This is a genomic window from Tildeniella sp., from assembly GCF_059505325.1.
The window spans coordinates 14128-37275 of sequence record NZ_JCACKI010000050.1; the positions used below are offsets into that span (position 1 = coordinate 14128).

13 protein-coding genes and 1 riboswitch are annotated in these 23148 nt (G+C 52.7%); of the genes, 9 read left to right on the plus strand and 4 right to left on the minus strand.

What is annotated here, in order from left to right:
• Positions 1-39: 39 nt before the first annotated feature.
• Both AC5JO6_RS16545 and miaA read right to left on the minus strand, forming a co-directional pair.
• Positions 40-735: a Uma2 family endonuclease gene (locus AC5JO6_RS16545; protein ID WP_496082166.1), complete on the minus strand. Its 696-nt coding sequence runs from the start codon at positions 733-735 to the stop codon at positions 40-42.
• Positions 736-794: 59 nt separating this feature from the next.
• Positions 795-1964, minus strand: coding sequence for a tRNA (adenosine(37)-N6)-dimethylallyltransferase MiaA (miaA, locus tag AC5JO6_RS16550; protein WP_496082167.1), 1170 nt, complete (start codon positions 1962-1964; stop codon positions 795-797).
• Positions 1965-2091: 127 nt separating this feature from the next.
• Between miaA and gyrB the strand changes: the two genes are divergently transcribed.
• Positions 2092-4029, plus strand: coding sequence for a DNA topoisomerase (ATP-hydrolyzing) subunit B (gene gyrB, locus AC5JO6_RS16555; protein ID WP_496082168.1), 1938 nt, complete (start codon positions 2092-2094; stop codon positions 4027-4029).
• Positions 4030-4065: 36 nt separating this feature from the next.
• Here the strand turns inward: gyrB and AC5JO6_RS16560 are convergent, their stop codons facing one another.
• Positions 4066-4602: a CAP domain-containing protein gene (locus tag AC5JO6_RS16560; protein WP_496082169.1), complete on the minus strand. Its 537-nt coding sequence runs from the start codon at positions 4600-4602 to the stop codon at positions 4066-4068.
• Between the two features lie 303 nt (positions 4603-4905).
• On the opposite strand from AC5JO6_RS16560, the gene AC5JO6_RS16565 reads away from it, so the two are divergent.
• Positions 4906-5316 (plus strand): hypothetical protein, encoded by a 411-nt coding sequence (locus tag AC5JO6_RS16565; protein ID WP_496082170.1) that lies wholly within the window; start codon positions 4906-4908, stop codon positions 5314-5316.
• A 128-nt stretch (positions 5317-5444) separates the two neighbouring features.
• Here the strand turns inward: AC5JO6_RS16565 and AC5JO6_RS16570 are convergent, their stop codons facing one another.
• Positions 5445-6080 (minus strand): peroxiredoxin, encoded by a 636-nt coding sequence (locus AC5JO6_RS16570; RefSeq protein ID WP_496082171.1) that lies wholly within the window; start codon positions 6078-6080, stop codon positions 5445-5447.
• A gap of 395 nt (positions 6081-6475) precedes the next feature.
• Between AC5JO6_RS16570 and AC5JO6_RS16575 the strand changes: the two genes are divergently transcribed.
• The 7 genes from AC5JO6_RS16575 (at position 6476) to AC5JO6_RS16605 (ending at position 23063) form a co-directional block, all read left to right on the plus strand.
• Positions 6476-7252, plus strand: a complete 777-nt coding sequence (locus tag AC5JO6_RS16575) for a peptidylprolyl isomerase (protein ID WP_496082172.1) — start codon at positions 6476-6478, stop codon at positions 7250-7252.
• Positions 7249-9855: a type I secretion system permease/ATPase gene (locus AC5JO6_RS16580; RefSeq protein WP_496082173.1), complete on the plus strand. Its 2607-nt coding sequence runs from the start codon at positions 7249-7251 to the stop codon at positions 9853-9855. The genes AC5JO6_RS16575 and AC5JO6_RS16580 overlap by 4 nt, the downstream gene beginning before the upstream one ends.
• A gap of 201 nt (positions 9856-10056) precedes the next feature.
• The gene (locus AC5JO6_RS16585; protein ID WP_496082174.1) at positions 10057-18270 is read left to right on the plus strand and encodes a cadherin-like domain-containing protein; all 8214 of its coding nucleotides are present in this window, start codon (positions 10057-10059) and stop codon (positions 18268-18270) included.
• Positions 18271-18516: 246 nt separating this feature from the next.
• Positions 18517-19491 carry a cysteine synthase A gene (locus tag AC5JO6_RS16590; protein WP_496082175.1) on the plus strand — a complete coding sequence of 325 codons (975 nt, stop codon included), beginning with the start codon at positions 18517-18519 and terminating at the stop codon, positions 19489-19491.
• A 151-nt stretch (positions 19492-19642) separates the two neighbouring features.
• Positions 19643-19709, plus strand: a riboswitch (Glutamine riboswitch).
• A 43-nt stretch (positions 19710-19752) separates the two neighbouring features.
• A complete protein-coding gene (gene pirA, locus AC5JO6_RS16595; RefSeq protein ID WP_496082176.1) occupies positions 19753-20178 on the plus strand; it encodes an arginine synthesis PII-interacting regulator PirA in 426 nt (141 codons plus the stop codon).
• 244 nt (positions 20179-20422) lie between these two features.
• A complete protein-coding gene (locus AC5JO6_RS16600) occupies positions 20423-21217 on the plus strand; it encodes a hypothetical protein (protein ID WP_496082177.1) in 795 nt (264 codons plus the stop codon).
• A 253-nt stretch (positions 21218-21470) separates the two neighbouring features.
• On the plus strand, positions 21471-23063 hold the full coding sequence (locus AC5JO6_RS16605) for an NAD(P)H-hydrate dehydratase (protein WP_496082178.1): 1593 nt from the start codon (positions 21471-21473) through the stop codon (positions 23061-23063).
• The last annotated feature ends 85 nt before the right edge of the window (positions 23064-23148 follow it).

Consider the following 23148-nt stretch of genomic DNA (forward strand, 5'->3'; position numbering starts at 1 on the left):
GTTTTTAGCCTTCTGCCTTCTGCCTTCTGCCTCCTGCCTTTACTCTGGCAATTCGCCAAAGCGATCGCGATAGCGCTGCAACAGATCCTCTAATGCCTCGGCTCGTTGCTGTTCTTCGTTGGCTCGTTGGCGTTCGTCTTCTGCCCGTTGCTGTTCCTGCTCCAGTCGTTGACCTAGCTCCACAAAGGTCAAAAAGGGTTTACCATCTGGACGGATGATTTGGAGCGTCTCTTCTGATGGTACAAAGCGAATGCCGAGCCGTGGGCTAACCCAGCCGTTTGTGACAGTCAACACATCTAAATAGCCATCCGATCGCAGCCAACCCTCTAAAGCGTTTGTGTCGGGATCATAGGTATAATATTCTGCCACGCCGTAGCGATCGTAGAACAAAAGCTTGCGTTCCATTTCGACCCTGCGATTGCCCGGTGACAGCACTTCAAACACGACTTGCGGCGCAACGCCCTCTTCCTTCCACTGCTGATACGAGCCGCGCCGTCCTTTGGGTCTGCCAAAGACCACCATCGCATCGGGAGCTGTACGAATTTTGGGATTGCCTTCGACGGGATACCACAGCAAATCGCCCGCTACAAAGATATCGGGCAGATTGGCAAACAGCAGTTCCAGGTTTTCTTTAATGACCACAATCCACTGAAACTGCTCTGTGTTGTCTGCCATCGGATTGCCATCGCTGTCGGGGTAGATGGTTTCTGCTTGAGTGGGATATAGCTGCGACATAGCTTCAACCTCAGACGTGCAACGGTGCGATCGATTGTGTTTTTACTGCCGTCTTCCTATTATTGACGATTTGCCAGAAACTCTTGTACGCGCTGCCAAACCTGTTCGAGTAAATCGGGACGATCAGCATCAAACCACTCGATCGCGGGATCAGCCCGAAACCAGGTGCGCTGACGCTTGGCAAACTGGCGTGTATGTAAGATTGTTAGTGCTTTTGCCTCCGCCAGTGAGCAATCACCCGCTAGATACTGCCTAAATTCCCCATACCCCAGCGTGTTGAGTAGCGGTAAGTCAGCGCCATATTTTTGACAGAGGGATTGCACTTCATTAACGAAACCAGCGTCTACCATTTGTTCGGTTCGCTGGGCAATCCGCCGATCGCTCTCCTCCACGCTTTGACAATCCAACCCAATTTGCAGAATGGGATAGGTCGGCGGTTGCTCACCCTGTTGCACTGACATGGGCTGTCCCGTCACATAGAAAACTTCCAGCGATCGCAGTGTCCGCACCTGATCATTGGGATGAATCTTGCTTGCCGCGTCCGGATCAACCTGCTGCAAGAATGCATACAGTTGTGGCTGACCGAGTGACTGAAGCTGCGATCGCAACTCTGGCTGCGGCGCGACTCGTGGAATCTTCAACCCACGAACGATCGAGCGGATGTAGAGTCCGGTGCCGCCGACGAGAAGAAGGGGAGTGGGGAGTGGGGAGTGGGGAATGGGGAATAAGGGAAGAGTTTTGAGTAGCAGTTCGTGCCGCTTCGCTAAAGAGTTTCGAGTTTCGAGTTTTGACTTCTGATGCCTACTTCCCCGCTCCTCTGCTTCCTCCGCTTCCCCTGCTCCCTCCGCTTGCCTTCTACTCCCGACTCCCGACTCCCGACTCCCGACTCCCTCAATCAACCCCTGCGCCTGCTGCTGATACTCCGCCACCGTCAACGTCTCCGTCGGATCACAGAGGTCGATCAAATAGTGTGGCACCTGCTGCTGTTCGGCGATCGAAGGCTTAGCGGTGCCGATGTTAAAGTCTCGATACACTTGGCGCGAATCGGCGCTGAGAATGACAGAATCAATGAGTTTTGTTTCACGGAGGCGCTGTGAGAGGGCGATCGCTAGACCCGATTTCCCCGTCGCCGTCGCACCGCAAACGACCACCAGATGTGGTTCATCTGTACTATGGTTGACTAAACTAGAAGTAGCGGTCAACGGCAGCGGCAAAAGAGGTTGATCCATCCCTATCACAAATGACGCTTGAAATTGCTCTAAAAGCGCTTAAAACCCTTTTGTGTTATAATTTTGATAGATTTTGCTATTATGAAGTCTGCGACAGCCTCAGGCTAACTATTGGAGCGCCTCATCCATGACGAACAATTACGATACCGAGCAGATTCGAGTCTTAGAAGGTCTTGAAGCTGTACGGATGCGTCCCGGTATGTATATTGGCACGACCGGACCACGGGGGCTTCACCATCTAGTCTATGAAGTCGTTGATAATTCCGTCGATGAAGCGCTGGCAGGTTACTGTACCGCCATTCAGGTGGCACTCAATGCCGATGGTTCAGTCACGGTTGAAGATGACGGTCGTGGTATTCCCACAGGCATTATCCCTCGCACGGGAAAATCTGGCGTTGAAACGGTTCTGACCATCCTTCACGCAGGCGGCAAGTTCGGCGATGGTGGCTATAAAGTTTCAGGCGGGCTTCATGGGGTTGGTATTTCGGTGGTCAATGCCCTCTCTGAGTGGGTTGAGGTCAGCGTTTGGCGCGAGGATAAGGTACACGTGCAGCGCTTTGAACGGGGTGCAGCCGTGACCGAACTGGTCGAGCATCCCAGTACGGAAGTGCGGCGAGGCACAACCGTTTCCTTTAAGCCAGATGCCGAGATTTTTACGACGACTATTGAGTTCGACTATGCCACTTTGTCGGGACGCTTGCGCGAGTTGGCATACCTCAACGGCGGTGTGCGAATCACGTTTACCGATTATCGTCTGGATGTCATTAAAAGCGATGAGCCGCATGTTGAAACCTATTTTTACGAGGGCGGCATCCGCGAGTACATCGCCTACATGAACCGCGATAAGCAAGCGCTGCATGACGAGGTCGTTTTTGTGCAGGGTGAGCGTAACAACGTGCAGGTCGAAGTGGCGCTGCAATGGTGCGTCGATGCCTACAGCGACAACCTGTTGGGCTTTGCGAACAACATTCGCACGATCGACGGCGGCACCCATCTAGAAGGCTTGAAAGCAGTATTGACGCGAACGATGAACTCGATCGCTCGTAAGCGCAACAAGCTCAAAGAAGGTGACTCTAACCTGGCAGGGGAAAACGTCCGCGAAGGCTTGACAGGCGTGATTTCGGTCAAAGTACCCAACCCTGAGTTTGAAGGGCAAACGAAGACAAAGCTGGGTAACACGGAAGTCCGGGGTATTGTGGATTCTCTGGTAGGTGAAGTGCTGACGGAATACCTGGAGTTTCGTCCCGCTGTTGCCGATGCCATTCTAGAGAAAGCGATTCAGGCGTTCAATGCTGCCGAAGCGGCACGACGAGCGCGCGAATTGGTGCGACGGAAGTCGGTGCTGGAGTCATCTACGCTACCCGGCAAACTGGCAGACTGTAGCTCTAGAGATCCCTCCGAATCGGAAATCTTTATTGTCGAAGGCGATTCTGCGGGCGGTAGTGCGAAACAAGGGCGCGATCGACGCTTTCAGGCAATTCTGCCGTTGCGGGGCAAAATTCTCAACATCGAGAAAACGGACGACTCCAAGATCTACAAGAATACAGAGATTCAGGCGCTCATTACCGCCCTGGGGTTGGGCATTAAGGGTGAAGACTTCGATGCGTCCAACCTCCGCTATCACCGCATCGTGATCATGACCGACGCAGACGTGGATGGTGCCCACATCCGGACGCTATTGCTCACCTTTTTCTACCGCTACCAGCGATCGATGGTGGATCAAGGCTATATCTACATTGCCTGCCCGCCACTCTATAAGATTGAGCGGGGGCGTAACCACAACTACTGCTACAGCGAGCGTGAACGAGACCAGATTATCGCTGGTTTTCCCGAAAACGCTAAGTACGACATCCAGCGCTTCAAAGGGTTGGGTGAAATGATGCCGCAGCAGCTTTGGGACACCACGATGAATCCAGAAAGCCGTACTTTTAAGCGTATTGAGATTGAAGATGCTGCCGAAGCCGATCGCATCTTTACGGTACTGATGGGCGATCGGGTCGCTCCTCGTCGTGAATTCATTGAAGCAAACGCACCGAAGCTTAACTTGACTGACCTCGATATCTAAGCGTGTCTACACGCTTAGAGACTGATCACGATCGGATTAACGACGGCGGATAAAGACCTGGGTGAAGTAGTATTCTCCCTTTGCATTTTGGGCAATGCCAATGCCCGTCAAATTGAACGAGCCTTCGATGTTTTGGCGATGACCAGTGCTTTTTAGCCAGCCCTGCACTGCTTGACGCACCGGATCGCTGTAGCCCTGGTTGTAAGCAACATTTTCTGCGGCACGGTTGTATGGAATGGTACGCGCGATCGCTGCGACTCGTTGCTGGAAGCCATCGTGACTAAAGGTCACACGACCGTTTGCCATTGCCTGACTGTGCCCCCGCGCTTGGTCACTGATGCGTGTGTCTAACGCAAGCGGCGGTAGTTTACGGCTAGATCTGTACTGGTTAATTTGTGTCAAAACTGCTTGCTCTAGCGTCTGTAAGGATGCTGGAGCCTGGGCGAGTCGCTTTTGCGATGGCACTGGCAATGTTGACGCTAAACCAATCTCTTGGGACGCTACGGAAAACGTTAGACTGCTTGCGATCGCGAGTGCGCTCACTGCCCCAACCTTAAATGCTGTCGAAATCATCGGCAAAACCTTGAATCAAAGCTCTCAAGGTAATAGACCCGCTGAACGTCTAAGAGTTCCACAGCCAACGTATGAGCCGTTCAGGTTGACATTCATCCTTGTGAGCGATCGAGCCACACAAGCGCTACTTCACATGAGGATTTCACGGTCGCAATGTTGGCTCCTGTTCTCTAAACTGAGATCACAAGATTGCAAGTATCAGATCACACGCACAGCATTGAATCTGTACCTTCAATGTTGCCATGCAAATAGATGTCTCAATCTGCTACAGCTAATAGCCATGCGGGCAATAGAAATTACATTATGAGTACGCTTATGTACAGCCTTGCCGAACGACCACTACAGCATCCTTCATTGGCTCCTAATTTACCTATGACTTATTCTGATGACGTTGTGGGTGCCGCTATTTTTGACCTGAACGGTCTCCCCAAAGAGTACTTTACGACTCCCGAAGACGACAATGTGAGTTGGGTGCAGACAATTTTTCAAGCGCTCGGTCTACGATCGCTGCTCATGTCTTCCCTCCAATTAGAAGGCTTCCATCACGCCACTATCCTTGGTACCACCCATTCAGCGGTGGTCGTCAAGCAAAAAGCTCACTACGTTGCGTTGCTCGTTCAGCCACATGCCGTGATTGATGCCGCGTTCATTGGGTGGGTACAAACCTTTGAGTCTAGCGAATTAAAAAGTAACGCTCGCTTCCAGCTTGTGTAATACCGTCACGAGCGAGACACGGCTTGTTGGCACCTTCCAGCCGTTGCAACGCCCTCACACTCAACGATTAAGCACAAAAAAGGGTGGGCATTGCCCACCCTACAAGTAAGATGCGTGACTGTAACTTCTTACTTGTCTGGTTGAGGTGTCATCCGTAGGTAGGGCTTCACTTCGGTCAGTCCTTTCGGAAACTTCTTCTTAGCATCTTCAGTGGAAATGGATGGCACCACCACGACATCATCGCCATCTTTCCAGTTCACAGGTGTTGCCACGCCGTAGTTATCAGTCAACTGCAAGGAGTCAATCACCCGCAGGATTTCAACAAAGTTGCGTCCGGTGCTGGGCGGATAGGTCAGCGTCAACCGCAGTTTTTTCTGAGGATCGATGACGAACACGGTGCGAACAGTCACTTTGGCGTTGGCGTTAGGGTGAACCATGCCGTACAAGTCAGAGACTTTGCGATCGGCATCTGCCAGCAGCGGATAGTTCACGGTCGTCTTTTGTGTTTCGTTGATATCAGCGATCCATCCCTCATGAGAATCGGTTGGATCGACACTAAGCGCCAAAATTTTCACGTTGCGCTTGTCAAATTCAGGCTTGAGTTTTGCGACTTCGCCTAACTCAGTAGTACAAACAGGCGTATAGTCAGCCGGATGCGAAAAGAGGACGACCCAGCTATCGCCTGCCCAGGTGTAGAAGGCGATCGATCCTTCGCTGGACTCTTGAGTAAAGTCTGGGACGGTATCGCCTAGTTGAAGAGTCATAAGCGTTTTTCCTGTGTAAGTTACATCAGCTACAGTTCAACAGTTTACCATTATGCCATAAAAGCCCGGTTTCCCAGTCGGAGTCTGGGTCTATATGCGATCGTAGCCTAAAAGCTTAAAGAGCGTGTTAACAAAGTCACGAAAGTCAAAGACGATTTGAGTCTTAAGACATATTTAACGTCTCATGCTGGCTCCCCACCCATAGAAGCGGACTGCCTCAGTAAAAATGCGGTTGGACTCTACTGCCAAGACTTGCCACACTCAGGGAATTTGCTGTAACAACAGCAGCATTACTATGAGATCTTCGTAAAAACTTACCTGCATTTTCGGTATTGCCACTGTAAATTCGGGCAAGATAACAACAGACTACTAGACCTTACCGACTTAGTTACTCCATGGAATCACAAGCAGCGGAATCGAAAGCCTTGTTAGTCGTTGATGACCAGCCCCTTCCTCTACGGCAATGTTTGCGCTATCTGCAAGCAGCAGGCAAGTTGCAAGCCTTCGTCGGCGATATTCTACGGCAGTACGTTCTGGAGCAGGCGCTGGAAACCAGACAAGATATTGAGATTAGCCCTGCGATCGTTGAACAGTCGGTGATCGATTTTCGGTTACAGCAGCAGTTGACGGATAGCAAGGTCTTTCAGGAGTGGCTGACCCGCAACGGCTTGAACTATGAGCAGTTTCATAGCCAGATTGTCGGTAGTTTCAAGCTTGAAAAACTGAAGGCACAGGTGACGAACGATCGCTTGCCAGAACATTTTATCGAGCGCAAAGTCTTTTTCGATCGTGTGGTGCTGTCTCGCATTGTCGTTGCCAGCAAAGAACTGGCAGAAGAACTGCACAGTCAGATTGCAGAAGGGGCAAATTTTGAGCAGCTAGCGCGGGAGTACTCAACGGCTGATGAGCGGGTTGCCAATGGCATGATGGGTCCGGTAAGCCGGGGGACGCTGCCTGATGCGCTGAGAGCCGCGATCGATGCGTCTAGTCCGGGCGAAATGGTTGGACCAATCGAACTTGAAAAATTTTGGGCGATCTTTCGAGTCGAGCAATTTTTACCCGCAACGTTAGAAGATAGTCAACTGCGGCAAGCAATGCAGAACGAATTGTTTGAGAAATGGCTGTCAGAAAAAATCCAGACCATGACCGTTAAGCTGCAGGTGAACGAATGATTGCCAACGAATTAGCGACCAATCTACCCTGGGATGTACCGCCACTCTCGTTTCTAAACCCCGATCAGCAGGTGCAGTTTAAGCAAGCTGCAACGATTCGTCAGTTTAGCCTGGGGGATATGCTCTGGTCGACCGATGAGCCGGGTCTCCAACTGCTGGTGGTGAGTGGCAAGGTGCGACTGGTGCCCGAAGAAGGGAAGTCAACCATGCTCAAAAAAGGTGATTGGTTGGGCGATCGCCTGGATCTCCCCGGTTTTTGGAAGGCTCGCGCGGCAGACAAAGATGTGGTCATCGCACAGTGGAGCGTTGAGCTGTGGGATCAGGTTTTCTCAGCCGAGCTAGAGCGCTTTTGGGCACTCCAACGCAATCGCCATTTGCCCCAAACGACAGAAACCCCGCAACCTGTCTCTGGCTTTCCCTTTGTCGCGGGAATTAATACCGCAGCCGCCTGTTTAACGATGGCAGCCAGCCATTTCCAAATTCCGGCTCAGTTGGAGTGGGTGCAACGCCAAGTACGGGGACAGCGATCGGCTGAAGTTGTGGAAGCCGCCGAAAAAGTCGGGCTACAACTGCGGCGCATTGACACTGCCTGGACTAATCTACGTCAGCTTGGACTGCCAGCCCTCATGCAGTGGCACGATCAGTCTGGTGGTGCAAACGGGGGTGCTGCGAATGGCTCGAACTTAATTTTGCCTCGTTCTGTGCGGGCTGCAAGCGAGTCGAACACTCACTGGGTGGTGGCGTACGCGGTCAAGGGCGATCGGCTCATTGTCGCCGACCCGCTCAACCCCAGTCGGACGTGTGAAAGCATCCCGCGATCGCTGGTCGAACGCGTTTGGGATGGGCAACTCTGGCAGATCGACCCGATTCAGAAGCAAGAAAACTTCAGCCTTGCCTGGTTCTTACCTGCCATTTGGAACTATCGTACACTGCTGGGTGAGGTGCTGCTGGCATCCTTCACGCTGCAACTGTTGGGGCTGGCAACACCCGTGATCACACAGGTTGTGATCGATCGTGTCATGGTGCAGGGCAGCCTTTCCACACTGGATGTCATGGCGTTTGCCCTTTTCGGTGTAGCATTTTTTGAAGCGGGCTTGGGCATTTTGCGTCTCTTCATTTTTACGCACACCGCACGACGGCTTGACCTGAGCCTCTCTGCCCAACTGTTTCGGCATTTAATGCGCCTGCCGCTGTCTTACTTTGAGGCGCGACGTGTGGGCGACACGGTTGCCCGTGTGCAAGAACTCGAAAACATTCGCCAATTCCTGACTGGGACAGCGCTAACGGTCATTCTGGATGCCGTCTTCGCCGTGGTCTATCTGGTGATTATGTTTGCTTACAGCATTCCGCTCACCTTTGTCTCACTGGCTATGGTGCCGTTCTTTGCGCTACTGACGTTGACCGTAACCCCAATTTTACGAAAGTGGCTGAATGAAACCTTCAACCGCAGTGCCGATAGCCAATCCTTCTTGGTCGAAACGATTACTGGGATTCAGGCAGTGAAAGCGCATACTGCCGAACGCGTGGCGCGCGATCGCTGGGAAGGGCTGTTTGCTCGGTTCATCCGCACAGGCTTTAAAGCGTCTACTACTTCTAACATCAGCAACAATATTGCCGATTTTCTAACCAATTTTTCCTACCTGGTGATTCTTTGGTTTGGTGCCAAGCTGGTGATTGAACAGAAGCTCACGATCGGTCAACTGGTTGCCTTCCAAATGCTGTCCGGCAGAATGACGGGACCGCTGCTGCGGCTGGTGCAGCTTTGGCAAAATCTCCAGCAAGTGCTCCTGTCGGTCGATCGTATCGGTGATATTCTCAATACTGCTCCTGAAGCTGAAGCGGGTTCTGGCTTAGTGCTGCCGCCCTTGCAGGGGCAAATGACATTCGATCAAGTCTTTTTCCGCTACTACCCAACGCAAGAGCCAGTGCTGCGCGGCATTTCCTTCAGCGTGCAGCCAGGGATGCTAGTGGGAGTCGTTGGGCGCAGTGGCTCTGGCAAAAGTACGCTCTCCAAGCTGATTCAACGCCTATATGCCATCGAATCCGGTCGCATTTTAATTGACGGGTTCGACATTAAGAGCGCCGACTTATCCTCACTACGCCAACAGGTTGCTGTGGTGTTGCAAGAAGATTTTCTCTTTAATGGAACGGTGCTAGAAAATATCAGTCTCGGACATCCAGACATTGGTGCCGAACAGGTGATCGAAGCGGCTCGGCTGGCAGTTGCTCACGACTTTATTAGTGAATTGCAGCACGGCTACGAAACCAGCGTTGGCGAACGGGGCACGGCACTCTCCGGCGGACAGCGTCAGCGGATAGCTCTGGCACGGCTCTTCCTCTCTAACGCGCCGCTTTTGGTGCTGGATGAGGCAACGAGCGCTCTGGATGCCGAAACGGAGCAGCAGGTTTTGCAGAATATTCAAAAAGTGTCACAAAACCGTACCGTTTTCTTGATTGCTCACCGCTTTGCACCACTGAAACGGGCTGATTTGATCGTGGTGCTAGAGAAAGGGGTGCTGGTGGAAAAGGGAACTCATGACGAGTTGCTGCGGAGCAAAGGCTTGTACTGGTCTCTCTATCAGCGGCAGCAGGCATCAGTCTAGAAGACGACCTACGGATGTCAACGTTATATTTGCTACTGCCGCCATGCTCGGTATTGCTGGTCAGGGTTTCTACGTAGAAACCCTGGCTTTTGCGTACACAAAACAAGTTTTTTGTAAAGATATACGAAAATAATCGTTACTTTGTTAGCTAACGATGAGGAGTCGGGCACTATAGCGAAGCCATTGTAGGTGTGATAAGCGATGCCCGCAGATTCCGTTGGTAACACTTTAGCGACCGCTAAGCAGATTTTTCCGATCGTCAGTACACAAACGTCAACCGAATTCATCGGTGTTGACGCTGGTATTCTCGATGCTAATGACTACTACAGCTTCAAACTTTCTCGCACTAGCAGCTTCACGCTATCGCTGGCGGGCTTAAGTGCAAATGCGGATGTTGAGATTCTGACCAGCACTGGGGCGATCGCTACAGGTACAGATGGCTCCCTGCTGAGTTCGAGCAACACGGGTACGTTAGCGGAGTCGATTAATAATATTCTTGACCCGGGTACTTACTATATTCGTGTGCTTCCAGGACCCGCCACCGATCCGCTCAACCCGCTCACCACAACACCCAGCACTAACTACAGTCTTAACGTCGCAGCCAATAGCAATACCAAGACAGACATTGTCTGGCGTAACTACAAATCCGGCGAGAACACCGTCTGGGTAATGGATGGGATTACGCGCGTCTCCAGTTTGAATATTCAAGGGGTAGGAGATCTGAACTGGGCAATTCAAGCAACCGGAGACTTCAATGCCGACGGAAACACTGACATTGCTTGGCGCAATTATGCGACTGGAGAAGATGTAATCTGGGTCATGGATGGGACAACGCGAGTCTCCAGCGTCAATATCCAAGCGGTTGGAGACCCAAATTGGAAGATCCAGGGATCGGGCGACTTCAACAGTGATGGTACTAGCGATCTTCTTTGGCGGAACTCTGCGACTGGGCAAAATTCTGTGTGGTTTATCAGAGGACTAACGCTCGCCTCAAGTGTATTCATAGAGCCATTAGGTCCCAGCTATCGCATTCAGGCAGTCGCTGACTTTAACAATGACGGCAATCCTGATATCTTGTGGCGTGACTACACACCGTCAAATGTTAACAACTTCGTTTGGTTGATGAATGGCACAACGAGAGTTGGCGTGGCGGATGTGCTGCCCGCTGTAGGAGACCTTAACTGGCAGATACAGGGGGCTGTTGACTTAAACGATGATGGCAATTCAGACCTGCTCTGGCGCAATTTCGCAACGGGTCAAAATGTTGTTTGGTTTCTTAAGGGCACAACCTTTCTCTCAGCGGCAGATCTGCCCATCACGATTGATACAAACTGGCGCGCGACACCCCCCTTCAGCCGATCGCTCCCTGTTGTCCGTGCGGATGCGGCTGGTAACACCACGACAACTGCCTTTTCGATCGGTCCTGTCAACGGCAACGGCACCTACCGTGATACGGTCAGCACCACCGATGTGAATGATTACTATCAGTTCTCTCTTGGTAGCACTACGCAACTCAGTTTGGCGCTGACTGGCTTAGGTGGTGGTGCCCTGAATGGCAACTTAGATCTACAGCTATACAATGCCTTTGGCGGAGTCGTCGCCAGTTCTGCTAACGGTGGCAATGCCGCAGAATCATTTACAGTCAATGGTCTGGTCGCGGGAACCTACTATATTCAGGTTGCTGCCACGGCTGGCAGTAGTGCCTATGACCTGAATATTAGCGCCAATAATTTACCTGTACTCCTTAGCAATAACGCGTTGACGCTCAGCGAAGGCTCTGCGTTGACCATTAGCAATACTTTGTTGCAGGTAACAGATGAGAACAATACGCCCGCTCAACTGGCGTACACGCTAGTCGTACCGCCTGATAGCACCAAGGGCGCTTTGAGCTTGAATGGAGCCGCGATCGCTCAAAACAGCATCTTTACGCAGGCTGACATTGATGCTGGCAAGCTCAGCTATAACCAGAATGGCAGTGAAACGCTCACTGATAGCTTTGTCTTCAGCGTGTCCGATGGCGTTGGTGGGACTGTTGCTAACACAACTTTCACCATCAATACAATTCCTGTTAACGATCCACCCACGCTATCAATTAACACGGCATTGACGCTCAGTGAAGGTGCAGCCGCCAGCCTTTCGAGCTTGAATCTGCTTGTAGCTGATGTCGAGCAATCGGCAGCGCAGTTGATTTATAGCCTCAACAGTGCGCCGAGCAATGGTAGCTTACTGCTGAATAATACGGCGATCGCCGCAGGAAGCACCTTCACGCAGGCAGATATCACTAGCGGCACGAAGCTAAGCTACAGCCATAATGGGTCTGAAACGACCAACGATAGCTTTAGATTTACCGCTACCGACGGAGCAGGTGGCACTGTCGTACTTTCACCGCAGACCTTCAGCCTCTCTGTTACGCCCGTTAACGACGCTCCCATCTTAATTTCAAATCGAGGGTTGACCGTTACTGAAGGTGCGGCTCCCATCATCACGTCGGCGCTGCTGCAAACCAGCGATGCTGAATTTACAGGAACCGCCATCTCGCCGCAGCTTCCAGACCAAATTATCTACACGTTGGGCACAGCACCCATCAACGGTACACTCTTTGTGGGCACCAACGCACTGACCGCTAACGGTACGTTCACGCAGGCAGATGTTAACAACAATCGCATCCTCTATAACCACAACGGTAGTAAGACCAACAGCGACAGTTTCGTCTTCCGTGTCTCTGATGGCACCACTGTTACCACTGACTCAACCTTCAACATCATTGTTTCACCCGTCAACTCGCCACCTGTGCTCAGTCTGAATGCAGGCTTGACGATCGGCGAAGGCACAACCGCCAGTATTGGTAGCGCGCTGCTGCAAGTCACTGACCCAGACAGTCCACCGCCTCAAGTGAAATATACCCTGGGTCAGAAGCCGCTGAATGGCGACTTGAAGCTGAATGGCACCGCTTTGACAGCAGGGCAAACCTTTACGCAGCAGGATATCAACACGCTCGATCGCCTGACGTATCAGCACAACGGCAGTGAAACCACCAGCGATAGCTTTAGCTTTACGGCATCTGACCCATTTGGAGCGGTGATTCCCAGTACAACCTTTAGTATTGCGGTGACTCCGGTCAATGATGCCCCGACACTCTTATCCAACGTTGGTCTGACGCTTTCGGAGGGCGCGACTGGCAGTATTACCACCACGCTGTTGAGCGCCGCCGATGTCGATAATTTAGACCCACAGATCACCTACACCGCTTCGACACCTGCTCATGGCAGCCTGGTTTTGGGGGCAACGACTGTAACTAGCTTCACGCAGGCTGATCTGGCAGGTGGGCAACTCAAGTACGTGCATGACGGTAGTGAATCCATTTCGGATAGTTTCAGCTTCACACTCAGCGATGGTACGGCGATCGTTGCAGCGAGAACCTTCAACGTCTCTGTGCTCCCGGTGAATGATCTGCCTGGACTGGCTAATAACGTCGGTTTGACGCTGGCGGAAGCGGGAACGAGCACGATCGCCAATACTGCTTTATTGATCACCGATAACGATGGTCCGGGTTCCTTAACCTACACAGTGGGCACTGGCACGACCAGAGGTGCGCTAAAACTGGGCACAGCCACCCTTGCGGCAGGGCAGACCTTCACCCAGGCAGATATTACAGGCAACCGTCTCTCGTATACCCACGACGGTTCCGAAACAACAGCCGATAGCTTTACCTTTACAGCCTCTGATGGCTCTACAGGCACACTTGCGCTCACGACCTTCAACATTGCCGTTACCCCTGTCAATGATGCGCCTGTTTTGGTTTCCAATGGCGGCATTACGTTACTGGAAGGTGCGTTGACTACCATCAGCAGTAGCGTGCTACAGGTCAGCGATGGTGACAGTCCGCCGTCAACAAGCCTGGTTTACAGCGTGACCAACCCTCCCACAAGCGGCACGTTGCTGTTGGCTGGTAGTCCAGTGACTAGCTTTACGCAAGCGAATTTGAACAGCGGGCAACTGGTCTATCAGCACAATGGTACTGAATCGCTGTCGGATAGCTTTACCTTCAACGTAACGGATGGTGTGGTGACAACGCCTGTAGGTCCGAGCGTCTTCAACATTGCGATTACCCCTGTGAACGATGCCCCTGGCATTTCTAACAATCTGGGGCTGACGCTGGCAGAAGGAGCGACGAGCACGATCGCCAGCACGGCTCTCGCCATCACCGACAATGACGGTCCCGGACCGTTGACTTATACACTGAGCGCTGGCACAACCCGAGGTAGCCTGAAACTCGGCGCTGCCACTCTATTGGCAGGTCAAACCTTTACACAGGCAGACATCGCCAGCAACAGCCTCTCGTATACCCATGATGGAACGGAGACGACCACCGATCGCTTTAGCTTTACCGCGTCGGATAACTCGACAGGCACGATCGCTCTCACCACTTTCAGCATCAACGTGACACCTGTCAATGACGCTCCAGCGCTGACCGTTCCGGGCTTCCAGGCAGTTGATGAGGATCTCCCGCTGGCATTCACAGGGTCAAAACTGATTAGTGTTAGTGACGCAGATATCGGTGGTAATCCTCTAGTTGTAACGCTCTCAGCCTCTGGTGGTACGCTCAGTCTCAATCCTGGCAGCTTGACTGTCAACAACAATGGCACCAACCTGGTTACGCTGACCGGGCAGCTAACGGCAGTGAACAATGCGCTGAGTAGCCTGGTTTATAAGGGTCTCCTGAATTTCAACGGTCCCGATACGATTAGCGTTGCTGTCACGGATCAGGGTAGCACTGGGGCAGGTGGAGCACAGACCGATACACGGACGATCGACTTGATTGTTAACCCCATTAATGACGCACCGACTTTGACCGTTCCTGGGGCACAAGCCGTTTTAGAAGATGCAACGCTCTCATTGGCAGGTCTGCTTGATACCACTGATGCCGATTCGGGTACCAACCCCGTCAGAGTCAACCTGACCGCTACGAATGGCGCATTGACGCTTGGTACAACTGGTGGGCTGACTTTTGTGAATACCACCACAAACGGTAGCAGCACAATCACCGCTACAGGGACGATCGACAGCATCCGGGCTGCACTCGCAACCCTTAGCTACCAGGGCAATGCCAACTACTTTGGTGCTGATGCCATCATCATCAACGTAGACGATCAGGGTGCAGTCGGTGCCTCCAGCGCGCTGAACATTCAGAGAACGATCGCGGTGAATGTCATTCCCGTTAACGATGCACCGTCCTTCACGGCTGGTCCTAACCTAGTTGTCAACGAAGATGCCGCAGCACAAACGGTTAATTGGGCAACGGGCATTTCGACGGGTCCGGCAAATGAGTCGAGTCAGACGCTCAACTTCATTACGTCCAACAACAATGCCAGCCTGTTCACCGTCGCACCGACGATCGATCCCAGCGGCAACTTAACTTACACCCTTGCTCCCAATGCCAATGGCGTGGCAACGGTGACCACCAACCTGGTCGATAACGGCGGCACTGCTAACGGTGGCAACGATACGTCGCCCGCCAGCACCTTTACCATCACCGCTAACCCAGTAAACGATGCACCGTCCTTTATCAAGGGCGCGAATCAGACCATCAGCGAAGATGCAGGCGCACAAGCGATCGCTGGCTGGGCAACCGCAATCTCAGCCGGACCAGCCGATGAAGCGGCTCAGACGCTCAACTTCCTGGTGAATACAGACAATCCCTCACTGTTCTCAGTCGCACCGACGATCGACCCTGCAACAGGCACCCTCATCTATACAGCTGCTCCCAATGCTAATGGGACAGCGATCGTGACTGTGCAGCTTAGAGACAACGGTGGCACGGCTCTAGGCGGAGCTGATCGTTCCACGCTTCAGACCTTCACGATTAATGTCACTGCGGTCAACGACGCGCCTGTCTTCACCCTGCCCAATCCGCCCACAGTCAGCGAAGATACAACGCTGGCGATCGCAGGTATCAGCCTTACCGATGTCGATTCGGGCAGCAGTGCGCTGGTCGTCACCCTGGCTGTCAACAGTGGGACGCTCCAACTGGGCAATACTACTGGACTGACCATCACCGCTGGCTCCAATAACAGCAGCAGCATTGCTTTCAGCGGCACACTCACCGACATCAACGCGGCACTGTCTGGACTCAGCTACCGTGGTAACCTGAACTTTAATGGTGCCGATACGCTGACGCTCACCGCCAACGATCAGGGCAATACTGGCTCTGGCGCGATCGGCATCGACAGCAGAACGCTGGGTATCACCGTCGGCGCCGTCAACGATGCACCACTGATCATCGTACCGGGTAACCAAACGGTAGACGAAGATACTAATCTGCTGCTCTCTGGAATCAACATCACCGATGCGGACTCCAATCCCAACCCCATCACTGTCACGCTCACCGCAACCAACGGAACGCTGACACTCGATCCACTCGTGCCTGGCAGCACAACGCTCACGCTCACCGACACGCTAGATAACATCAATACCGCGATCGCCAATCTAACCTATCGCGGCAGGCTCAACTACAACGGAGCCGACACGATCACCATCCGGGCAAATGATCAAGGTAATGCTGGCTTTGGCGGTCCCTTAACCGACATTAAGACCATCAATGTGAATGTCAATGCGGTCAATGATGCACCAACCTTGACCGTACCTGGAGCACAGACCGTCAACGAAGACACCAATCTCGTCTTCAACGCGGGTCGAGCGATCACTCTGACCGATGTAGACTCTGGAGCGAACCCGGTTCAGGTCATCTTCGCGGTCAGCAACGGCAGCCTGACGATCGGTGCGGTTGGCGGCGGTAACACACTCATAGGCAGCGGCACAAGCGCTATCACCTACAGCGGCACATTGGCAGCCCTGACCCCAGTACTCAACACTCTGACCTATCGCGGTAGACAGGATTACTTCGGTGCGGACACGCTGAGTGTCATCATCAACGACCAGGGCAACACGGGTTCCGGTTCACCTGGTATCGCTACTGGCTCTGTTGCCATCACGGTTAGCTCGGTGAACGACGCACCTGTCTTGCTAACGAACCGATCGCTGACCTTGAGCGAAGGCACCTCTAGCGTCATTACCAACTCTCAACTTCGCACCACCGATGTAGACAATACGCCTGATCTGCTCGTCTACACGCTGTTTAGCGCACCCAATCCACTCACCAGTGGCAGCTTACGGCTTTCTAATGGCGGCGGTACTACGGCGACTCTGGCGGCTGGCGGCACGTTCACTCAGGCAGATGTCAATAGCGGCTATCTCTCCTACCTCCAAAACGGCAGCGAAACGACGAGCGATAGCTTTACCTTCACGGTCGCTGATAACACACCGGGTAGTATCACCGTTCCTGGCGCTGGCACTGCCACCTTCAACATCGTGATCAACCCGGTGAATGATGCGCCCGCGATCGTCAACAACGCAAGGCTAACCCTCACCGAAGGGGGAACGAGTACAATCTCCACCACCTTGCTGAGTGTCAGTGATGCTGATAACACAACGGCTCAACTGAGGTACACCCTGAGCAGCACCCCCAACAGCGGGAACGTGCGGTTGAACGGTAGTGCTCTCACCATAGGACAGACCTTCACCCAGGCAGATATCGAAAGCACTCGCATCTCCTATCGCCATAACGGTAGCGAAACCACCAGCGACAGTTTCATCTTTGCGGTGAGCGATGGCGCAGGTGGAAACACAGGCAGCAGGACGTTCAACATCAGTATCACGAATACAAATGATGCACCGACGATCGTCTCGTCTGGTCCTGCCACTGTGAATGAAGGCGCAACGCTCAACCTCACCAACACCCTCCTGCGAACGTCCGACCCCGACAACCTCACGTCCGAACTCATCTACACCTTGCCAACCGTCCCCATCTCCGGCACACTCTTCCTAAACGGGGCGGCACTAGTGGGCGGCGCAACCGTGACGCAGCAGCAAATCGACCAGGGCGCATTAACCTACGTTCACAACGGTGGTGAGCCTAATGGTAACGATGCCTTCTTCTTCCAGGTCTCAGATGGCACCACGACATTAAACACCCGCATCTTCAACATCAACGTCAATCCCGTCAACGATGCACCCGTGCTGGTAAGCAATACTGGCTTACTCCTGGCTGGCGATGTGCCTTCACTGACCGTCATCGGCAGCGACTTGCTCCAGGTGACAGATGTGGATAACACGACTGCCCAACTGACTTACACGCTCACGTCCGTACCCAATCCAACCGTTGGCGTACTGCGGCTCAATGGCAACCAGGTCAGCGCAGGGCAAGCCTTTACCCAGGCAGACATTGACTCGGGTAATCTCAGCTTCGACTACATCGGCAACGGCAGTAGTGAAACCTTCCAGTTCACAGTATCGGATGGTGGTGTTGGCGGTACGCTATCCAATGCGTTCTTCTACATCAACTTCAGCTACTCATAACCAACTGAAAGCGCCATTGGTCACGATCGACGTTTCGCTTAAAATTCAACGGGTGTCACACAACTGTTGCGTGGCACCCGTTTTTTTGTTTATGGTTGCTTCTGTGTCGATGGGACACATTGTAGAACTCGGTGTGGTCGCTCAAATCTGTTACATCTAATCAAATCTGCTATGCCTAAAAAGAGAGCACCAATCCACTCCTCATACGCCAAAATCTTTATAGGGAATTAGTAGGTAGTTTTCAGCATGGATATCAAGAGTGGCTTCATCGACGCGATCGGCAACACACCACTGATTCGGCTCAACAGCTTTAGCGACGAAACAGGCTGCGAAATTTTGGGCAAGGCGGAATTTCTCAATCCGGGTGGCTCAGTCAAAGATCGGGCAGCACTCTACATTATTCAAGATGCCGAAGCAAAAGGATTGCTCAAGCCTGGAGGGACTGTGGTCGAAGGCACCGCGGGCAACACAGGGATTGGACTAGCGCACATTTGCAATGCCAAAGGGTACAAATGTCTGATCGTCATTCCCGAAACGCAATCGCAGGAAAAAATCGATCTCTTACGGACGCTAGGAGCCGAAGTGCGTACCGTTCCCGCCGTGCCCTACAAAGATCCCAATAATTACGTCAGGCTTTCTGGCAGAATCGCCTCAGAAATGGAAAACGCGATTTGGGCAAACCAGTTCGACAACCTGGCAAACCGTCATGCCCATTACGCCACAACGGGACCCGAAATTTGGGCGCAAACAGGTGGAAAAATCGATGGCTGGGTTGCTGCGACGGGAACAGGCGGTACCTACGCAGGCGTTTCGCTGTTTCTCAAAGAAAAGAATCCACAGATTCAATGTGTCCTTGCCGACCCGATGGGAAGTGGACTCTACAGCTATGTCAAAACAGGCGAACCAAAATCAGAGGGGAATTCCATCACCGAGGGCATTGGCAACAGCCGCGTGACTGCCAACATGCAAGGTGCGCCCGCTGATGATGCCATTCAAATTGACGACACTGAAGCCGTGCGTGTGGTCTATCAACTGCTGGAAAAAGACGGGCTGTTTATGGGTGGCTCTGTAGGCATTAATGTGGGAGCCGCGATCGCCCTGGCAAAACGACTTGGAGCAGGACACACGATCGTCACTGTGTTATGCGATGGCGGCAGTCGTTACCAATCGAAGCTGTTCAATCGCGACTGGCTAGCAACGAAAGGTTTACTGCCAGCGTAGTTGGTTGACGGCAATCGGCTGGTGGCGCTAAACGATCGCCAGTCCTGCCCAGAGTCAGCCAATGGATAGAGATCGCAAAAATAGAGCGTAAAGTTTCGCTAAAGCATGGTCGCCGCTTATTTCTGTAGCTTATAATACAGATATGAAAGAAATCGTTCATCTAGCCGCTTCTTAAATCCGGCAGACGGAAGTAGGGAGAAGTCCCGAAGGAACGCGCCTCAACCCACCACAAACAACACATTTAATCAAGAGGCGAAGACCATGCAACTTACTTACCGTGGCACTCAATACAACTACAATCCGCGTAGCGCTGAAGCCGTTCACGAAGCAACTGTTTTCCGCGCTGTCCGACCCACTTTCAATCTACATTATCGTGGTTCTGTTTATACCGTTGATCCCAACGTCGAACTACACCTGCCAATGGTTAAACCAACAGCACCGTTGGTGTATCGCGGCTCTACCTACGCCTTGAACGGTTGGACAGAACCCGCTGCTGTAACGCAACGTGCAGCGATTAGCTCAGGCACCCATAGCTTCAATAAGAAAGTGTCTGGCAGCGCGGAGTCCTCAGCCATTCACCGTAGCAACCTCCAGGGCAACGTACAGCGTCGCCTTCAGGTCGCACGTGAGCAAGGCGATCAAGACCTCATTAACCTGCTTGAGCGTGAGCTACAGCAACTTGCGTAGAACTGCCTGCGAAATCTGGTTTGTGTTGGCAGTAAATGACAGTTGGACTCAAGGCGTTACCGCGCTTAGTTGCTAATACATCTGCGGATCGACTGGCTGGAATGATGGCTTGAATCTTTAACTCCCTGATAAGGGTTCTCACTACCCAACAACGGTACAGGACATCTGTACCGTTTTTTTGTGTCATCTGTACAGTCTGCGTATAACATGGCTGACATCAAACCAGCCGTAAGGGGACTGCACTATGACAAGTAGCAAACAGTGTGGAAGAACAGAACGTTCTCGGCAGCGTTTTGGTGGCAGCGGTCTACGATCGCTCACCATGCACCGATACCATTCGATCAATCAATCAGGGCTTTCAGGTAGCTGGGCGATCGGTAGTTGGGCGATCGGTAGTTGGGCGATCGTGTCTCTTACAGTCGTAGCACCAAGCCAAGCACAGCAGCTAGTGCCATTGCCACCCCCTCCTACGGTTTCAGTGCCGGGGCTGATGACGACTCCCTCTGCCACCAACTCAACACCGTTACCTGGCGGCGAAACTGTTTTTCTAGCGCCTATCAATCGTTCAGGGGCAGCGGGACAATATACCGTCTATGTGAGCGGCGATAGCCCTTATCTGTTACAGCAAGTGCGATCGATTGAGCCGAGTGCGTCAGTGCAGCGGTATCAAGGGCAACCAGCTATTCAAGTGGGGACATTTGATAATGAGGCAGGTGCCAGGCGGCAAGTTGCAGCGTTGAACTCGCAGGGCATTATGGCTGAGGTGGCGACGACTAATGCAGCCACGATTGCAGCCCCATCGAATGTAGCGACGACAAGCCGTTATGTTGTGGTCATCCCAGGTGGTCGAGATGAGCTTTCCAGTCTGGCAGATCGAGCCATTCGCATGGGTATTCGTCAGGAAGCTATTCAAGAGAAAGGAGCACCGTTAGGTCCGCATCTGGAAATTGGTCCATTTGTACAGCATAACGATGCCAAGAAGATCAGTCAGTTTCTCAATGGAGGTGGTCTTGATGCGCGAGTTCACTACAACCGCTAAAGCCATACTGATGAGTTAACGGTTACCTGTAAAAGGCTCAATCGGCGGTCAATTTGATTGGCAGTCCATGTGATGCCTGCTGCTATGGATGAGCGCTAAAGCAGTTCTGCACTTTTGCAGAGTGAAGCAACCTTAGCGGCATAGAGTATACGATCGTCCCTCTGCCTCTGGTGTATTGGTTTTGCGCGAGGGTTTAGCTATACAGTTCTTGTGAGCTGCACACGCTAGCTCATAGAGTGTTGCGCCATTTAGAATGACGGTTTTGATAGCACCGACGAGAACTCAAACGATTCAGCAAATTGTAGTCACTTCTGCACAAATGCGCCAAATCGAAGCGCGTGTTTTTGCGGCAGGTATGCCCGTTGAAGCGCTGATGGAGAAGGTCGCAGGGCTGATTACGCGTCGAGTTGAGTTACTCTACCCTGACACGCGACAACAAATCGGCGTGTTGGTAGGACCAGGGCACAACGGCGGCGATGCACTGGTCGTCGCGCGTGAGCTTCACCTCAAAGGCTATGCTGTTTCGATTCACTGCCCCTTTTCCACGCTCAAAGATCTGACTGCCAGCCATAGCCGCTATTGTCAAAGTCTGGGCATCCCTTTTGTGAAGGTAGAGGCACTGCAAGGTTGTGATGTCTTAATAGACGGTATGTTTGGCTTTGGACTGGAGCGATCGCTCAGTGATGCGATCGCCGCCACAGTTAACCAAATCAACCAGTGGTCTCAGCCTGTGATCAGCATCGACCTTCCTTCTGGGCTGCACACCGATACTGGAGCGGTTTTAGGAACGGCAGTGCGTGCTACCCAGACCCTTTGCCTGGGACTATGGAAGCAAGGACTGTTGCAAGATCAAGCACTCGATTATGCAGGCACCGTTGCATTAATTGATTTTGACCTACCTCTTGCAGATGTTTGGGCAGTGCTGGGAGACCAACCCTCTGTAAGATGCATAACGCCAGAGCAAGCGATCGCCCATATCCCTTTAACCCGCCCTGCTGCCACGCACAAATACCAGATGGGTCATGTACTGCTGATCTGCGGCTCTCGCCGCTATGCTGGGGGCGCACTGCTCACTGCACTAGGCGCACGTGCTAGCGGTGTTGGGATGCTGTCGATCGCCGCTCCTGCTACGCTGAAGGCAACGCTCACAGCACAGTTGCCAGAAGCGCTGGTATGGGGCTGTGCAGAGACAGAAACAGGCGCGATCGCTCAACTGCCTGATGAAATTGATTTGCATGCGTATGACGCGATCGCCTGCGGTCCCGGCTTAACGATGGACGCAAACGCCATCGTGCAAAAAGTCTTGCAGGAAGAGCAGGCGATCGTCCTGGATGCTGATGGGCTAAACATTCTTGCCCAAATGGGGACAGTGCCAACACTTCAACGACGGCAAGCGCCAACCGTCATTACTCCTCACCTCGGCGAATTTAAGCGTCTCTTCCCTGATCTCGCTGAACCAATGCCATGTCGCATTACTGCTGCTCAAACTGCCGCTGCACAATCTGGTGCCATTGTGCTGTTGAAAGGAGCGCGAGTGGCGATCGCCAACCCGGAAGGTACCGTCTGGATTAATCCTGGCAGTACGGCTGCACTTGCCCGTGGCGGTAGTGGTGATGTGCTGACTGGGCTATTGGGTGGACTACTGGCACAAGCGATCGCAACACCAGCCTCGTCACCATCTGTCATTGCTACTGTGCAAGCAGGCGTTTGGTGGCATGCTCAGGCAGGCATTCTTGCCATGCAGGAGCGTACAATTTTAGGCGTTGATGCTTTTACGCTGGCGCACTATTTGATTCCAACATTGCAACAAACGCTACAGCGGGTAGAGCGATCATATGAGTATTAAAATTCTGCTTAACACTCAAGTCAACGCTACTCGAAGCAGATCACCGCAGACGCGATAGAACGTTCGGTGTCAAGTCCGTGTCGGA

Bases quoted from the DNA above. Each gene is read 5' to 3' on its own strand.
- AC5JO6_RS16545 (WP_496082166.1), bottom strand. From the start codon at position 735: ATGTCGCAGCTATATCCCACTCAAGCAGAAACCATCTACCCCGACAGC.
- miaA (WP_496082167.1), bottom strand. From the start codon at position 1,964: ATGGATCAACCTCTTTTGCCGCTGCCGTTGACCGCTACTTCTAGTTTA.
- gyrB (WP_496082168.1), top strand. From the start codon at position 2,092: ATGACGAACAATTACGATACCGAGCAGATTCGAGTCTTAGAAGGTCTT.
- AC5JO6_RS16560 (WP_496082169.1), bottom strand. From the start codon at position 4,602: ATGATTTCGACAGCATTTAAGGTTGGGGCAGTGAGCGCACTCGCGATC.
- AC5JO6_RS16565 (WP_496082170.1), top strand. From the start codon at position 4,906: ATGAGTACGCTTATGTACAGCCTTGCCGAACGACCACTACAGCATCCT.
- AC5JO6_RS16570 (WP_496082171.1), bottom strand. From the start codon at position 6,080: ATGACTCTTCAACTAGGCGATACCGTCCCAGACTTTACTCAAGAGTCC.
- AC5JO6_RS16575 (WP_496082172.1), top strand. From the start codon at position 6,476: ATGGAATCACAAGCAGCGGAATCGAAAGCCTTGTTAGTCGTTGATGAC.
- AC5JO6_RS16580 (WP_496082173.1), top strand. From the start codon at position 7,249: ATGATTGCCAACGAATTAGCGACCAATCTACCCTGGGATGTACCGCCA.
- AC5JO6_RS16585 (WP_496082174.1), top strand. From the start codon at position 10,057: ATGCCCGCAGATTCCGTTGGTAACACTTTAGCGACCGCTAAGCAGATT.
- AC5JO6_RS16590 (WP_496082175.1), top strand. From the start codon at position 18,517: ATGGATATCAAGAGTGGCTTCATCGACGCGATCGGCAACACACCACTG.
- pirA (WP_496082176.1), top strand. From the start codon at position 19,753: ATGCAACTTACTTACCGTGGCACTCAATACAACTACAATCCGCGTAGC.
- AC5JO6_RS16600 (WP_496082177.1), top strand. From the start codon at position 20,423: ATGACAAGTAGCAAACAGTGTGGAAGAACAGAACGTTCTCGGCAGCGT.
- AC5JO6_RS16605 (WP_496082178.1), top strand. From the start codon at position 21,471: ATGACGGTTTTGATAGCACCGACGAGAACTCAAACGATTCAGCAAATT.